The following is a 15,918-nucleotide window of genomic DNA, read 5'->3' as shown; positions in this document are numbered from 1 at the left end:
TAAAAGTAGTGCTCCTGCGACAACTAAAATCAGTATAGGTAGTGCGGTCTATTTTTAATCATCCCTAAAATGAAAAAAGAGACCGAACAGAAAGTTTTACCTTTCCATTCAGTCTCTTATTCTTTGTTCTTTTTCAGAATTTTATACTTGTTATATTGTTGCTTCGGCTAATTTATTCTGTGCCTGCACTTCCTGCTCGGATAGCGGGATACCATTTGACAGTAATTGGCACTCTTTAAACGCATAGTGGGTGCATCCGATACATTTATTTACCTCGATATACCGGCATGCCGCTGAAATTGCGTCACTTGTCGTTTGATAAAAATGCTCCGATTCCATTAAATCATACAACCCGCTTCGTTTAAGCATTTGTTCCAATCCCGGCTGAACATTCGTGACAAAAACTTTACCGCCATAGGAGTTTATTTTTTGAAGGATATTGCGGAAATATTCTTCCCCTGTCGAATCGATATACGGTACTTTTCGCATGCGAAGGATAAACACTTTCGGGCGTTCCTGTATTGTAATTTGCAGCGTCTGTTCAAATTTTTCAGCAGCGCCGAAAAATAGAGGACCTTCTATTGTATAAATACTGATTTGTGGACAATCATGAAAATCCGATACGATGTGAGACTGCAACTTTCCGTTTGCCTTCTCCAGATTCGGCAACACTTTGGAAACGGTCAGGCTATCACTCATACTTTTCGCAAAAAGGATGACCGCTAAAATGAGCCCGGCCATTACGGCAACCGTTAAACTCATAAATACCGTCAATAAAAATGTTATGCATAAAACAAGCGAATCCCCGGATTTCAATTTCAGTATGTGTACAAAATGGTGACGTTCGCTCATATTCCATGCGACCATCATGAGTACGGGCGCTAAACTCGCAAGTGGGATATGTACCGCAAATGGTGCAAGCAGCAATAGTGTGATTAAAACGAAGAACCCATGGATTATCCCGGACATTGGTGAAACAGCACCGGATTTAATATTTGTAGCCGTTCGGGCAATCGCGCCTGTTGCAGGTATTCCTCCAAAAAACGGTGTCACTATGTTTGCGACCCCTTGCCCGATCAGCTCCCGATTACTGTTATGTTTGCTGTTCGTCATACCATCTGCAACAACCGCCGATAGCAGTGATTCAATCCCGCCGAGCATTGCAATGACAAACGCCGGCCCGATGAGCATGTAAATACGTTCTAATGTAATTTCAGGAATGTGGAATTCCGGCAATGTGTTCGGTATTGCCCCATAAGTGGAGCCAATTGTTGCAACATGCCCCTGTAAAAAAAGAACCGTCACAACGGACGATACAATAATTCCAATAAGCGCACCCGGCACTTTCGGCAAAACTTTCGGAGCCAAAAGTATCAATGTGAAACTAATAATTGCAACAAGTAAACTATAAAAATTAACGGTTCCTAAATTGGAAGCAATTTCAATAACATTCATATGAAACTTCTCATGCTGCTCCATATTTGTTAACCCTAAAAAATTTCCGATTTGTCCTGTAAAAATGATGACGGCAATTCCTGCTGTAAAACCGACAGTAACCGGTCTTGGGATGAATTTAATCAGTGTACCCAGCCTGAAAATCCCCATCAGCAGCAGCAAAATTCCTGCCATTAAACCTGCGATAAGCAAGTTTTCGTACCCGTATACGAGCACTACCCCGAGCAAAATCGGAACGAAAGCACCTGTCGGACCACCGATTTGGAACTTTGAACCCCCGAATAAGGAAATCAATATCCCTGCGATAATCGCTGTGTAAATTCCGTATTCCGGTTTGACCCCGGAAGCAATGGCAAAACTCATCGCCAACGGTACAGCAATAATCCCGACAATCGTCCCGGATAACAAATCTTTTTTGAAATGGGCGAATGAATAGCCTTCAAACCTTCCAGACCATTTAACTTTCATAGTATCCCTTCTTCTTATAAATATTCATAAAACAGAATTTTTATTACTTAAAGCAGTAATGTACTTCTTATTTTAACATATTTGTAAAATATTTAAAGTACAAAAAAATCTTCCGCAATCCATTCCGGACTGCGAAAGATTCTTAATTTTTGTTATTGTGTAATAATTGCTTCGATTAATTTCGGTGCTTCGACTTTTTCTGCAGAAATGTATACATGTGTATAAATCTTTTCCAATACTGCATCGACATTTTCTGTGTTGGCATGGATTGTCATAAGCGATTCGCCTACTTCGACTTGATCGCCTACCTTTTTATGAAGGACAAGTCCTACCGCTAAATCAATTTCAGATTCTTTCGTTGCACGACCCGCGCCAAGAAGCATTGCTGCTGTCCCGATATCATCCGCTTCAATTTTTGAAACATAGCCTGCCTGTTTAGCAGGTACATCGAATTGGAATTTAGCCTGAGGTAAACGCGATGGATCATCAACAACTGAAGCATCTCCGCCTTGAGCAGAGATAAATTTTTTCAGTACTTCCAATGCTGCTCCGTTTGCTACAACTTCCTCCAGCATTTTTCGAGCTTCTTCGATTGTGTTTGCTTTTCCGCCAACAACAACCATTTGAGAACCTAATGTATAGCATAGTTCATTTAAATCGGCCGGACCATTACCTTTTAATGTATCGATCGCTTCCTGAACTTCAAGAGCATTTCCGATTGCATATCCTAAAGGTTGACTCATATCCGAAATAATCGCCATTGTCTTACGTCCAACGTTATTCCCGATTTTCACCATCGCTTCAGCCAGTTTAACTGAATCTTCAACCGTTTTCATAAATGCGCCGTCACCTGTTTTTACATCAAGAACAATTGCGTCCGCACCTGCAGCGATTTTCTTCGACATGATTGAACCGGCAATTAGCGGAATGCTTGATACCGTTCCTGTAACGTCACGCAGCGCATAAAGTTTTTTATCCGCCGGTGTCAAGTTGCCTGATTGACCGATAACAGCCATTCCGATTTCGTTTACTTGTTTCGAAAACTCTTCACTTGTTAATTCAACGTGGAAGCCTTCAATCGCTTCAAGCTTGTCGATCGTACCGCCTGTGTGCCCTAATCCACGCCCACTCATTTTTGCTACCGGAACTCCGACAGCAGCTACCATTGCAGCTAAAGGCAATGTCGTTGTATCGCCGACTCCGCCAGTTGAGTGTTTGTCTACTTTTATACCGGCAATTGCAGAAAGGTCAATCTGGTCACCTGACTCAACCATTGCCATTGTTAAATCCGCGCGTTCACGATCTGTCATATCCTGAAAGTAAATCGCCATACATAATGCACTTGCCTGATAATCAGGAATCGTACCATCTGTATATCCTTCTACGAAGAAACGAATTTCAGCTGTTGTCAATTCTTCGCCGTTACGTTTTTTTTCAATAATATCTACCATTCTCATGTGGAAAGTCCCCCTTATTTCAGCTCTGATAAAAAGCTTTTTCCGAACTGCGGTGCTGCAATATTAAAATTATCTGCAATTGTTGCTGCAATATCCGCAAATGTCTCACGCAGCTGCAATTCAGATCCTGCTGTAAAGCGCGGTGAGTATACGATTAACGGTACGTATTCACGTGTATGGTCCGTACCCGGGAATGTCGGGTCGTTCCCGTGGTCTGCCGTAATAATCAGCAAATCATCCGGTGATAACGCTTCCAGTACTTCCGGTAAACGACGATCAAATTCTTCCAATGCCTGACCATAGCCGATCGGATCACGTCGATGTCCAAAGTTCGCATCAAAGTCCACCAAATTCAGGAAGCTGATACCATGAAAATCACGACGAACAACTTCCGCCATTTTGTCCATTCCATCCGTGTTGTCTTTCGTACGAATCGCTTCCGTTACCCCGTCACCATTAAAGATGTCCGAAATTTTACCGATCGCAATGACATCAAGATTGGCATCCTTCATTTCAGCCATTGTCGTGCGTCCAAATGGCGTCAATGCATAGTCATGACGGTTTGATGTACGTGTAAAGTTGCCTGGTTCGCCAACGAAAGGACGCGCAATTACACGGCCTACCAAAAATTCAGCATCCAATGTAAGTTCACGTGCAATTTCACAAATTTTATAAAGTTCTTCTACTGGAATCACTTCTTCATGTGCTGCAATTTGCATAACCGGGTCTGCCGATGTATAAACAATAAGTGCACCTGTTTCCATATGTTCCGGACCATAATCGTCAATGACAGCGGTTCCACTGTAAGGTAAATTACAAAGAACTTTGCGGCCAGTTGCTTCCTCCAGCTTAGAAATCAGTTCTGCGGGAAAGCCGTCCGGGTATACTTTAAATGGCGTATCAATGTTCAGCCCCATGATTTCCCAGTGACCTGTCATAGTATCTTTACCAACAGATGCCTCTTGCATCATGCCGTAAAATGCAGCAGGTTTTTCAGTTTTATTAATCCCTTTAAGTTCACGAATATTCGATAAACCTAATTTCTCCATATTCGGCATATTTAAGCCATTCATTTTTTCTGCGATATGTCCTAATGTATTTGAGCCAGCATCGCCAAATTTATCGGCATCCGGTGCTTCACCGATACCAACAGAATCCATTACAATTACATGTACTTTCTTAAACGGTTGCATAATGCTTTCAACTCCTCTTCTTCCATTCTATTTTACATAAAACGTCTAAACAAAGTAAAGGTCAGACATCCGATTTCAAAAAGATTTATTTTAATAGATAAAAGTCAAGCACCCCATTAGTCTTTCGCGATTATGCCGTTTTTAAGCACGAGGATGGAATTGTTTATATACTTCCGATAAACGGGTTTTGCTTACATGTGTGTAAATTTGTGTTGTTGATATATCTGCATGGCCTAACAGCTCCTGTACTGCACGCAAATCTGCACCATTTTCGATCAGATGTGTCGCAAAGGAATGACGCAGAACATGCGGTGTAATTTCTTTGGAAATACCTGCTGATGCCGCATGCTCCTTAATGATTTTCCAGCACCCTTGCCTTGTGAATCTTTTCCCTCTCTGCGTAATGAAAAACGCATCATTTTTAGGGGCATTGCCTAAAAGCTGAGGTCTTGCCTGCTCCAGATAATTGACACAAGCAGAAATTGCACTTCGCCCAAGCGGGATAATACGTTCTTTTCCGCCTTTACCAAATACGCGGACGAAGCCCATTGTCATATGAACATCCTCCAAGTTCAGTTCAATCAGTTCACTTATACGCATGCCGGAACCGTACATCATTTCCAAAATGGCGATATCCCGGGTGCCCTGAGGTTTTTCTACGGAAGGTGCAGTCAAAAGTGCATCAATTTCTTCTATTGATAATACTTTTGGTAAGGACAGTTCTTTTTTAGGCATTTCCAAATGAACGGTAGGATCTTGATTCGTCACTTTTTCCCTCAACAAAAACTGATGAAAAGAACGGATCGATGAAATTTGTCTCGATATCGTCTTCGATGATTTTCCTACAGACCGTAAGCTGTCCAAATAAAGCAAAATATGATCGCGCATTACTTTATCAAATTCCAAGATCTGCTGTTCATGATGAATATGACGGGCATATGCGACTAAATCACGTTTATACGATTGTAATGTATTATCAGATAGCTGACGTTCGACTTTGATAAAATGTAGATAATCTTCTATTGAATCTTTTAAAGCTTGCATATAAATCGCCCCTCTTGCATTCTATACATCTATATTACCATTTTCGTACAATTGAAGTGGCGTTTTACCCTTCGTTCATTCATTTTTTCAGTGCAGCAAAGCATTCTCGAATGATAGCGTTCCATTTACAAAATGTACTATTTACGGTATTCTTAAAAGTAAAACGTGACAGATAGAGGTGATAATTTGGGATCGATAAACTAAAAATCGGAGAGCTTGCTGCAGCAACTGGCGTGACAAAACGAACTATTGATTATTATACAAACTTGGGTCTCCTAAAAGTAGAACGTTCGGCATCCAATTATCGCTATTATGATAAAGAGATGATTGAACGAATACACTGGATTGAAGAGCAGAAGAAGCTTGGCAAGTGCCTCGAAGAAATTTACAGCTTACTTGGCCCAACAAAAGAGGAACCCGAAGAAATCGATATTCAGGATATTCGATTGCAAATGCGCAAGCTTGAACATGATGTAACGGTATTAATGGAGCATTTAGATGACAAAGAGCGGCAGAAACTCCGTAAAAAAGTTTCGCCTGAAAGTGTTGCACTCATGCAATCACTATTATTAATTTTAAATAACTAGGAGGTGAACGTTCTACTTCGTGAGTAGGACGCTCGTTTGACCACAATCATTAACTTAATTATTTTCTCGGTTTTAATCGCTTTTACGGCCTTTTTCGTTGCAACGGAATTTGCCATCGTAAAAGTACGTCAATCCCGTATTGACCAACTTGTAGCTGAAGGTAAAGCCGGTTCCATTTCAGCTAAAAATGTAACAACCCACCTTGATGAATATTTATCGGCCTGTCAATTAGGTATTACGGTAACAGCGCTGGGAATCGGGATGGTCGGTGAATCCACATTTGAGTTTATACTTCACCCGCTATTCGAATCGATCGGAATTGGCACAGAACATATTCATTGGTTTACATTAGGTGGCGCATTCTTTTTAGCGACTTTCTTCCACGTAGTAGTAGGTGAACTTGCACCTAAAACGATTGCTATTCAAAGAGCAGAAGCGATTACTCTGGCATTCGCGAAGCCCATTCAATTATTCTATAAACTTATGTTCCCGTTAATTTGGCTATTAAATGGTTCAGCACGTTTATTATTGAAATTGTTCGGGATGCGACCAGCGAGCGAACATGAACTCTCTCATACGGAAGAGGAATTGCGACTGCTTCTATCTGAGAGCTATAAATCCGGTGAAATCAATGTCAACGAATTAAAGTATGTTAACAATGTATTTGAATTCGATGATAAAATCGCCCGCGAAATTATGGTTCCCCGTACAGATATTGTCGGCTTTGATGTGACTGCAACGTTCGAAGAAGTTTTAACACAAGTTTCAGAGGAACGCTATACACGCTACCCGGTTTACGATGGGGACCGCGATAATATATTAGGTTTTTTAAATATTAAAGACTTTTTAACACTTGGCATGAATAACCGGATCGATCCGGAAACATTTAAATTGGAAGACTATATTAACCCGGTCGTTCGCACAATCGAAACAACACCTATTCAAAGTCTGCTTCAAATTATGCAGAAAAAGCGTATTCATATTGCGATCCTGCTTGATGAATATGGCGGAACGAGCGGTATGATTACCGTTGAAGATATTCTGGAAGAACTTGTCGGTGAAATTCGCGATGAGTTTGACGATGATGAAGTTTCAGATATTCGTAAAATCGGTGAAGATCATTATTTAGTCTATTCAAAAGTATTGCTTGAAGATATTTCTAAATTGTTGTTCCTTGATATTGAAGAATCGAATGTTGATACAATCGGTGGCTGGTACTTCACAAACATGCCGGACCTGAATATTGAAGATACATTTATTTTTGAAAACTATGCATTTAAAATCCATGAAATCGATGGCCATCAGCTGCAATTTTTAGAGATTAAAAAAATGCATGATCTAATAGAACAATAACTATTTGAAGAACATAATTTTCATCTGGATGCACGTTCTCCCGGAATTTGAATTACGCCTGTATGAATCTCTTAACGTTTTAATTGTTGGAGTTCGGGAATAACATAAGTATTCATACAAAGGAGAGTGTATATATATGGCAATTATGAAATCAGTAGAAAACGGTGTGCAGGCAAAGTCAGTAATCGAATCATTTATTACAGAGGGCTATGATCGCGATCATATTCATGTCTTCGCAAACAGCAATAAACGTGCAGAAGACATTGCCGACTTTTTCAATGTAGATGCGAGCAAAACTCCTGGAACAACGGAAAATGACAAAGGCTTCTTCGCATCGATTAAAAACTTCTTCCAAAGTACTCCGGAAGATCTGCACCATCAGCTTGCTGACATCGGTGTAGGCGAAAATGAACAGGCAACTGCGAAGAATGATCTGAATGCAGGCAAGGTTCTGATTGTTGCCCATCATCCGGCGAAATAAATAAAAATATAACTCTATTTCTCCTCAGCTGAGGGGAAATAGAGTTTTTTTACTGCGAACTGATTGGTCTTTTATAAATACCGTTAAAAGCAAAAAAAACGCACAAAAAAAGAACAGCAATATACGCTGCTCTTTTTTTGATTATAGATTATGCATTGCTGTCTCCAGAGTTGTCATTATTATCATGACAACGCCAGCAGATGCCATGGAATGTCAGACGGTGATCTTTGATAATAAAGTTCCAACGTTTCTCCACAATTTCTTCTACATCTTCCAGTAAATCTTCTTGAATTTCATCTACTGCGCCACATTCGATACAAACTAGATGATGATGGAAATGCTTCGCGCCCTCTTGACGTAAATCATAACGGGATACACCATCACCAAAATTAATTTTATCGACAATTTTCAGCTCTGTTAAAAGCTCCAATGTACGGTATACAGTAGCCAGTCCAATCTCTGGTGCCTTTTCTTTTACTAATAAGTAAACATCCTCAGCACTTAAATGATCTTCCTCATGCTCCAGTAAAACCGCTACTGTTGCTTCTCGCTGTGGCGTCAGCTTATAGCTCGCACTATGCAGTTGCTTTTTAATTCGATCAATACGGCTCTCCATATGTGACGCCCTCCTAAACTCTTTTCATTATACCAAATGAATAAATCTCATTACAAGACAATGATTATTTAAATAAATAAGTAATTGCTAAATTTTCCACTGCAAAAACAATTACCATCACGACTATCAGGAATATAATCTTCTTCCATGGCATCACCGTTTTCAAGGCTCGTCTACTCGTAGTTTTAGTAGTTATTTGATAGAGCATAATTAATAATACACAATATATTAACTGAAATGGAAACCACCAAAATGCATAAAGTTTAATAGATTCATGCTGTACAAGTAAATAGACCGAGCTAAATCCTAAAAATGTTACTTTTATCGCAATAAATATAAGACCTATACGCGGCAAATATTTATGTGTCGAAAAGAATAATACAATACTTAAGGCAACTATGAAAGGAACTACACTCCAAAGTAATTCAGGTTTTTCCAGTTGGAGCAGTCTACGATCACTATACTTTATAATTTGCTGCACTTGTCCAATATCGAATAGCTGATAACATACCACACCACAAATGAAACATACGACAATCATCGAAGTATATTGAATATATAGATATTTACGCATTTGGACTCCTCCTTGTCCATACAACTTATGCACATAAATTGTCCTTATGCGTAAACAATTATTGATTTAATTTCATTTTTAACTTCAGCCATAAAATCGCAAAAGCCGTTTTGGCATCATAAATACGGCCGTCCGCAACCATCGCTTCTGCTTCTTCCAGTGATACTTCCATTAGCTCTACAAATTCATCTTCATCTAAATCAACCGGAATGTCTAATTTTTTTAACTTTTCTGCTACGAAAATATGAATAATTTCATCCGCAAATCCCGGTGATGTAGCAAAAGCCTGTATAAATTCGAAATGATCCGATGTATAACCTGTCTCTTCCTCCAACTCGCGGCGGGCCGTTACAATGGGCTCTTCCCCTTTTTCCAGCTTACCGGCAGGAATCTCTATAATTGAACGTTCAAGAGCTTTACGGTACTGCTCAACAAGTAAAATTTTATTGTTTTCTGTGATGGCAATTACCGCGACTGCACCTGGATGATTAATAATTTCACGCTTCCCTGTTTCACCATTCGGAAGCGATACATCGTCTACTTTTAATGAAATGACCTTCCCTGAATAGATGGGTTGGGATTGAATTGTTTTTTCTTCAAATTTTTTCATGACCATGCCTCCACTTGTTCTATTGCTTCTATTCATTGTACCATTAGTGAGAGCTTTTCTAAAATATTGAACCAGGGAGGAATTAACGTGAAAAAAAGACAATTAGGTACAAGCAATCTTCATATTTCTGAAATTAGTTTAGGCTGTATGTCATTACCTCCAAAACCAGCAGAAGCAGAGGAAGTCATTCATGCTGCACTAGATGCAGGCATTAATTATTTTGATACCGCCGATCTGTATAATCAGGGAGAAAACGAAAAAGTAGTTGGTGCGGCACTGAAGCAACACCGCCCCAATATTTATCTGGCATCGAAAGTCGGGAATCGTTGGGAGGAAGGCAAGGAAGGCTGGAGCTGGGATACATCCGCAAATTATATTAATAAAGCGGTACGCGACAGTCTGCAGCGGCTACAGACAGATTATCTGGATCTATACCAGTTACATGGCGGGACGACCGAAGATAATTGGGAAGAAATTACCGACACATTTGAAAGTCTGAAAAAAGAAGGGCTTATTCGAGAATATGGTATTTCCTCCATCCGACCGAATGTTTTCATGCCATTTCTGCAAAACAGTGATGCCATCAGCAATATGATGCAGTTTAATATTTTTGATGAACGTGCAAGCGAATTTTTCGACCCGATCCAACAGACAGGTGCTTCTGTCGTAACACGCGGATCGATTGCAAAAGGTTTGCTGACAAATGAATGGCGCACTCGTTTAAAATCTTATATGAGCTATGATGAAGCCGCGGCAAAAGAGGTGCTGCAGGAAATTGAACAGCAGTATGGTGATGTTCATGCAGCTGCACTCGCTTTCAATTTACAGTATCCGACGGTCGCTTCAACAGTCATTGGTGCTCGTACACTTACGCAACTGCAGCAAAATCTGGATGCCTACGAAAAAGCCCGATCCCTGCAAAATATTTCGGAGATTGATAGCTGGACAAAAACCGACCGTTATACTGAGCATAGATGAAAAAGTGGATTGCTCTCGTTGTCATCGGGATAATTGCTGTCTTTGTCATGTCCAACATGAGCTATGAACAGCAAACGATTGTTCCGGCGTTAAAAGATTTATTAAAGGACAAACCTTTCGAAGCATGGTTAAGTCAATTTGAAATTCCTTATTGGGGAAAAATTATATCGGTTGAAACAAGAGGCTATTTTCAATTTCTTGAGTTTCTTATCCGGAAAGCAACGCATTTCTTCGGATACGGTTTATTAGCGGTTATATTCTATATTTTATACCGGAAACTGAAATGGCGTTTTCCAATCGTTCTTGCCTTTGTTACAGCCGTAGTAATCGCAAGCTTCGATGAATACCGCCAAAGTATGATTCCGGGTCGCAGCGGTCTCGCTGAAGATGTGGTGCTCGATGCATGTGGTGCATTAACATTGCTAGTGTTTGCAAAACTTATTATGGGTGTATTTAAAAAAGATAGCACACAAAAATAGGAGGGCGCAGAAGGAGAAAAAAATTCTCTTCATAAGACACTCCAGTTGATTGGAATGGAGGCGGCGACTCCTGCGGGAACAGCACGTGCGGAAAATCCAATGATCTGTGCCTCCGTTTAGGCGCAGATCATTTAGTTGGAGCCGTGCCCGCGGAAAGCGTCCGCCGCAATGGAAATCAACGGCATCGAAGAAAAGGGCATGTTGGAACGAATTTTCGTTCCAACATGCCCTTCCTTATAATTGAATGACTTTTTTAGTGCCCTCCAAAAATAGTGTGCTATCTTTTCCTATTTAGTAAGCTTCTTGACCGTTAAAATTTCGAACCTTTGTCGCCGTATTGATTTAACAGTTCTTCAAAGCTCATATTTTTTTCGCGTTGTTTGCGTTCGAATGCCGCTTTCGCCAGACGCTCTTCTTCTTTCGCCTTTTCGTCAGCCACCATTTCCTGCTTCGCTGCTTTCAGCTTGGCCAAGACATCGCCGCCTAACTGATCGGCCAATGTTGCCGCCTTATCTTTTGGAAGCTCAAATTCATTCGTCATTCTTTGCTGTTTCTTTTTTGCCATCGTTCTCACCTACAATTAATTTTAGCGTTGTACAATTGTTGCTACACCTTGCCCGCCACCAATACATAATGTTGCAAGACCCAGCTTTGCATCGCGCTTTTGCATTTCATGTAATAATGTTACAAAAATGCGTGTTCCGCTTGCCCCGATTGGGTGACCAAGTGCAATTGCCCCGCCATTTACATTTAGTTTATCATGATTGAACGCCAATTCGCGATCAACTGCAATCGCCTGAGCGGCAAATGCTTCATTCGCTTCAATTAAGTCCATATCATCCAATGTTACATTCGCTTTCGATAAAGCTTTTTTCACTGCCGATACTGGCCCGATACCCATTACAGAAGGATCAACCCCTGCGCTCGCATTAGCGACGATTGTGGCAAGTGGTGTAAGCCCTAATTCAAAAGCACGCTCCTTTGACATAACGACAACTGCTGCTGCTCCGTCATTAATACCGGAAGCGTTCCCTGCCGTAACCGAACCGTCTTTCTTGAAAGCTGGACGCAATCCGTTTAATTTTTCTGTTGTTGTTCCATGTTTTACATATTCGTCTTGTGAAAAAATAACCGGCTCCCCTTTACGTTGAGGAATTTCAACAGGGACAATTTCTTCAGCGAATCTATTTGTCGAAATGGCTTCCGATGCACGGGCTTGGGAACGTGCTGCAAATTCATCCTGTTCCTGACGGGAAATGTCATACTGATCACACAGGTTTTCTGCAGTAACTCCCATATGGTAATCATTAAATGCGCACCATAGGCCGTCCTGAATCAATGTATCGATAATTTTTTGATCTCCCATGCGGAAACCTTCTCTTGCATTTCGCATAATATATGGTGCTTGACTCATATTTTCAAAGCCTCCAGCGACCACAACTTCCGCATCCCCGGCAATGATTGCCTGTGCTGCTAAATGAACGGCCTTTAAGCCTGAACCACATACTTTGTTAATTGTCATCGCTGGAACTGTGTATGGTAAACCAGCTTGGATACTCGCCTGTCTTGCCGGATTTTGACCTAAACCTGCCGCGAGAACATTCCCCATAATAACTTCATCAACGGTTGATGGATCTAATCGGGCACGATTCAATGCTTCTTTTATTACGATACTCCCTAAAGCCGGAGCCGAAATATCTTTCAATGCCCCCTGAAAAGCACCAATTGGCGTACGTACTGCACTTACTATTACAACTTCTGTCATGAATATATCCCCCTTATTGTGAATGGTCCCTTTGTGAGCAAATATAATCAATTACGCTTTGACGTAATTGTGTCAGGATTCGGCTTTAGGCTCACCCGATGCGGGTCCGTCAGCAATTGTCGCACGAGGTGACGTTATTTGGCTGACTTCCTTTTAGAACTTATTACCGTATCTTTGACATCCGCCTGAAGCAGCAATTTATTTCAGCGGATGACAAACCCGCGAAACAAATTACTTGCTTAACCAGATTTTATCAAACATTCCGCATTTTTCACACAAAAGATTCCAATAATAAATAGATACATATTAGTTGATTTATCCTAATAATTCATCGAATATTAAATTAATTAAGGAGTGGTTTTCATGAAAAAACGTACACTGTTTTTATCTGGCAGTATTGTAACAACGCTGCTGGCAGCTGCTACAACGATCACAGGTGTCGTGATGACAAATCACATTATGTATATAAAGAAAAAGGACGATGCTTTCATCCGCGAACGTGAAATTACGGCAAAACGCTTTGATGAAGCATGGTATGAAGGCTGTCCGAAAGAAATTTTATTGATCGATTCTCCGAATGGCTATAAAATAAGCGGCATCTATTTAAAACCTTTGAAAACGAAAAATACAGTCATTATTTGTCATGGCGTCACTGAAAATAAAATTAACTCGATGCGCTATGCCCGCATGTTTGAACGGCTTGGTTTTAATGCTTTTGTATACGATCACCGCCGTCACGGAGAATCTCAAGGGAAAACAACAAGTTACGGCCATTATGAAAAATACGATTTGCAGGCAGTTGTTGAGACGATCCGAAATATTACCGGGGAAGATGCCCTGCTCGGTATTCACGGGGAATCCATGGGTGCGGCAACGACACTGCTCTATGCAGGCACCTTATCAGATAATGCGGATTTCTATGTTTCCGACTGTGCCTTCTCGAACTTTCCAGAGCTTTTAAAGCGGATTTTTGAAAGCGTCGTACCGATCGATCCAAAGTATACACTCCCTTTCGCCGACTTTTTCATGCGGATCCGCGATGGCTATTCCGTAAAAGAAGTCATGCCTATCGATGCAGTAAAACAAATTCAAAAGCCCGTCCTCTTTATTCACAGTACGCCGGATGACTTCATCCCTTCCTCGATGACCGAAGAATTGTTCGAACAAAAACCCGAACCTAAAATGCTGAAACTGTTTGACAAGGGTGAGCATGCGAAATCATTCAACGATAACCCGGGTGACTATGAGCAAACGGTCGCCAAGTTCCTGTATGATTATATCCCGGCATACCGCAATACAACGGATTTTTTATTATAAAGGAACTAAGCGCTTTCTGTTCGTTTCGTTGAACAGGAAGTGCTTTTTTGTTGGAAGAAACACAAAAATGCCCCCAATTGAATGAGGGCACTACACATTTATTAACCATTAAAAACGATATGCCATTCACCGCGTTTAGCTAAAAATTCTTTTGCCAACTGCTGCGCACCTTCCAAACTATGGCTTGCCGCCCAACCGCACTGGACTTCATTGCAGGCAGGAACAGAAGTCGCCGCCAACACATCCTGAACCGTCTTTTCCAATATCGCCAACACGCCTTCATAGTCATCATAGTTCATAAAGGAGACATAAAAGCCTGTTTGACAGCCCATTGGCGATATATCGACAACCGCGTCACTATGATTGCGGATACGGTCTGCCATTAAATGTTCCAGTGAATGAAGTGCCGGCATTTCCATATGCTCTTTATTAGGCTGCTTGAAGCGGATATCGTATTTTGTCACGACATCGCCCTTCACCCCTTCTTTTGTACCTGCTAAACGTACATATGGTGCCGCGACTATCGTATGGTTCAAATCGAAGCTCTCTACATTCGTTCTTTCTGTTGCCATTTTACTTCCCTCCAATACTTACAATCTATATAAGGATAGACTAGATTACGGTTCTTTTCAACGGAATATTCTGAATTTTATTTTAAGGAAAATAAAAACTACCTTCTTCACTCAATAGAATGCGAAAGGTAGTCCAACTTTTCATTATTTATCCTGGAATTTGTTCATTTGTGCCATCATTTGACGCACTTGTTTTTCAGACGGTTTACGTCCCATTTGTGCCATCATCACGCGAATCATTTGTTCATTAATTGGCGGGTTTTCTTTTAAATACTTCATCATATATTGACGAGCTGCGTAGAACCCAATTGCCACGCCCCCGATTAAAGCTGCGATTACAATAATAATCCAAATCCATGTTTGCATACTAGTCCAACCTCCTCCACTACTTATGTACCGAGAAAAACTCTCCAACAAGCATTATACATTAAAAGTTATTCCGTTTCTATATATTTTAACTCTCCTGGCAGAAGTTAAGTCTTGCGAATGGCTGTCTGAGACCGTCTCAGCCTCTAGACCTAGATGAAAATACGGTAACAGGTCGTTATCGGATTTTTAAATCCACGGTAACATGAACATATCAACGACAAGGAGGAACACATAATGAAAAAGTTTTTCTTATATTCAGCGGCTTTTATCACAGCGATCATCGCACTTTGCCTGCTCGCACCGGTAGCCGGCTTATTAATCTCGGGGGCACTTCTGGCAGCAGGTCTGCACTATTACACAGAAAGTAAATCTACTTTCGGAAAAGTAATGAGCCTAGTTGTCGCTTTAGCCGGTTTAGTAAGTGCCTTATCCAATATCCCGGGCTTTATCGGTTTAGCTGCAATCGGTGTACTGTTTTATCTTTACAAAGAACGTAAAAACGAAAAGATTGAATTTTTACCAGGCAAAAAAGAAGATGATGATCCATTTACAAACTTTGAACGTGAATGGGCAAATTTAAACAAATAGGAGCGATGGACA

At 40.8% G+C, this 15,918-nt stretch carries 18 protein-coding genes; 7 read left to right on the top strand and 11 right to left on the bottom strand.

The genetic code is table 11. From position 1 onward, the window contains the following. Nucleotides 1–150 precede the first annotated feature (150 nt). From MKZ25_RS05995 to xerD, 4 genes are all read right to left on the bottom strand, one after another. Entirely contained in the window at nt 151–1,923 is a 1,773-nt protein-coding gene (locus MKZ25_RS05995; RefSeq protein ID WP_340800693.1) for a SulP family inorganic anion transporter, read from the bottom strand. Between the two features lie 152 nt (nt 1,924–2,075). Beyond that, entirely contained in the window at nt 2,076–3,380 is a 1,305-nt protein-coding gene (locus MKZ25_RS05990) for a pyrimidine-nucleoside phosphorylase (RefSeq protein WP_340800692.1), read from the bottom strand. Between the two features lie 14 nt (nt 3,381–3,394). Further along, the gene (gene deoB, locus MKZ25_RS05985) at nt 3,395–4,573 is read right to left on the bottom strand and encodes a phosphopentomutase (RefSeq protein ID WP_340800691.1); all 1,179 of its coding nucleotides are present in this window, start codon (nt 4,571–4,573) and stop codon (nt 3,395–3,397) included. A gap of 141 nt (nt 4,574–4,714) precedes the next feature. Then, the gene (xerD, locus tag MKZ25_RS05980; protein WP_340800690.1) at nt 4,715–5,617 is read right to left on the bottom strand and encodes a site-specific tyrosine recombinase XerD; all 903 of its coding nucleotides are present in this window, start codon (nt 5,615–5,617) and stop codon (nt 4,715–4,717) included. Between the two features lie 233 nt (nt 5,618–5,850). Between xerD and MKZ25_RS05975 the strand changes: the two genes are divergently transcribed. From MKZ25_RS05975 to MKZ25_RS05965, 3 genes are all read left to right on the top strand, one after another. After that, on the top strand, nt 5,851–6,204 hold the full coding sequence (locus MKZ25_RS05975) for a MerR family transcriptional regulator (protein ID WP_445326853.1): 354 nt from the start codon (nt 5,851–5,853) through the stop codon (nt 6,202–6,204). Between the two features lie 36 nt (nt 6,205–6,240). Beyond that, nucleotides 6,241–7,557: a hemolysin family protein gene (locus MKZ25_RS05970; protein WP_340800689.1), complete on the top strand. Its 1,317-nt coding sequence runs from the start codon at nt 6,241–6,243 to the stop codon at nt 7,555–7,557. A gap of 136 nt (nt 7,558–7,693) precedes the next feature. Next, on the top strand, nt 7,694–8,038 hold the full coding sequence (locus MKZ25_RS05965) for a general stress protein (RefSeq protein ID WP_340800688.1): 345 nt from the start codon (nt 7,694–7,696) through the stop codon (nt 8,036–8,038). Nucleotides 8,039–8,186: 148 nt separating this feature from the next. On the opposite strand, the gene fur is transcribed toward MKZ25_RS05965, so the two are convergent. From fur to MKZ25_RS05950, 3 genes are all read right to left on the bottom strand, one after another. Continuing rightward, nucleotides 8,187–8,654 (bottom strand): ferric iron uptake transcriptional regulator, encoded by a 468-nt coding sequence (gene fur / locus MKZ25_RS05960; protein WP_079525722.1) that lies wholly within the window; start codon nt 8,652–8,654, stop codon nt 8,187–8,189. A gap of 64 nt (nt 8,655–8,718) precedes the next feature. Next, nucleotides 8,719–9,228 (bottom strand): hypothetical protein, encoded by a 510-nt coding sequence (locus tag MKZ25_RS05955; protein ID WP_340800687.1) that lies wholly within the window; start codon nt 9,226–9,228, stop codon nt 8,719–8,721. A 58-nt stretch (nt 9,229–9,286) separates the two neighbouring features. Continuing rightward, nucleotides 9,287–9,838: an NUDIX hydrolase gene (locus tag MKZ25_RS05950; RefSeq protein ID WP_340800686.1), complete on the bottom strand. Its 552-nt coding sequence runs from the start codon at nt 9,836–9,838 to the stop codon at nt 9,287–9,289. A gap of 87 nt (nt 9,839–9,925) precedes the next feature. Between MKZ25_RS05950 and MKZ25_RS05945 the strand changes: the two genes are divergently transcribed. Both MKZ25_RS05945 and MKZ25_RS05940 read left to right on the top strand, forming a co-directional pair. Then, the gene (locus tag MKZ25_RS05945; RefSeq protein ID WP_340800685.1) at nt 9,926–10,816 is read left to right on the top strand and encodes an aldo/keto reductase; all 891 of its coding nucleotides are present in this window, start codon (nt 9,926–9,928) and stop codon (nt 10,814–10,816) included. Beyond that, entirely contained in the window at nt 10,813–11,295 is a 483-nt protein-coding gene (locus MKZ25_RS05940; RefSeq protein ID WP_340800684.1) for a VanZ family protein, read from the top strand. The genes MKZ25_RS05945 and MKZ25_RS05940 overlap by 4 nt, the downstream gene beginning before the upstream one ends. A gap of 310 nt (nt 11,296–11,605) precedes the next feature. Here the strand turns inward: MKZ25_RS05940 and MKZ25_RS05935 are convergent, their stop codons facing one another. Next, nucleotides 11,606–11,860 carry a YqkE family protein gene (locus tag MKZ25_RS05935; protein WP_340800683.1) on the bottom strand — a complete coding sequence of 85 codons (255 nt, stop codon included), beginning with the start codon at nt 11,858–11,860 and terminating at the stop codon, nt 11,606–11,608. A gap of 21 nt (nt 11,861–11,881) precedes the next feature. Then, nucleotides 11,882–13,060, bottom strand: coding sequence for an acetyl-CoA C-acetyltransferase (locus MKZ25_RS05930; RefSeq protein WP_340800682.1), 1,179 nt, complete (start codon nt 13,058–13,060; stop codon nt 11,882–11,884). Between the two features lie 363 nt (nt 13,061–13,423). Between MKZ25_RS05930 and MKZ25_RS05925 the strand changes: the two genes are divergently transcribed. Then, nucleotides 13,424–14,377, top strand: a complete 954-nt coding sequence (locus tag MKZ25_RS05925; RefSeq protein WP_340800681.1) for an alpha/beta hydrolase — start codon at nt 13,424–13,426, stop codon at nt 14,375–14,377. 101 nt (nt 14,378–14,478) lie between these two features. On the opposite strand, the gene MKZ25_RS05920 is transcribed toward MKZ25_RS05925, so the two are convergent. Both MKZ25_RS05920 and MKZ25_RS05915 read right to left on the bottom strand, forming a co-directional pair. After that, nucleotides 14,479–14,949, bottom strand: a complete 471-nt coding sequence (locus tag MKZ25_RS05920) for an S-ribosylhomocysteine lyase (RefSeq protein ID WP_340800680.1) — start codon at nt 14,947–14,949, stop codon at nt 14,479–14,481. Nucleotides 14,950–15,093: 144 nt separating this feature from the next. After that, entirely contained in the window at nt 15,094–15,315 is a 222-nt protein-coding gene (locus MKZ25_RS05915) for a YneF family protein (protein ID WP_340800679.1), read from the bottom strand. 237 nt (nt 15,316–15,552) lie between these two features. Between MKZ25_RS05915 and MKZ25_RS05910 the strand changes: the two genes are divergently transcribed. Beyond that, nucleotides 15,553–15,906, top strand: coding sequence for a lmo0954 family membrane protein (locus MKZ25_RS05910; RefSeq protein ID WP_340800678.1), 354 nt, complete (start codon nt 15,553–15,555; stop codon nt 15,904–15,906). Nucleotides 15,907–15,918: the final 12 nt, after the last annotated feature.

Origin of the sequence: Solibacillus sp. FSL W7-1464 (assembly GCF_038004425.1) — a bacterium.
In the GTDB taxonomy this organism is placed as follows: Bacteria; Bacillota; Bacilli; order Bacillales_A; family Planococcaceae; genus Solibacillus.
The sequence above is the reverse complement of the archived record's forward strand: the minus strand, read 5'-3'. Positions and strand labels throughout refer to the sequence as shown.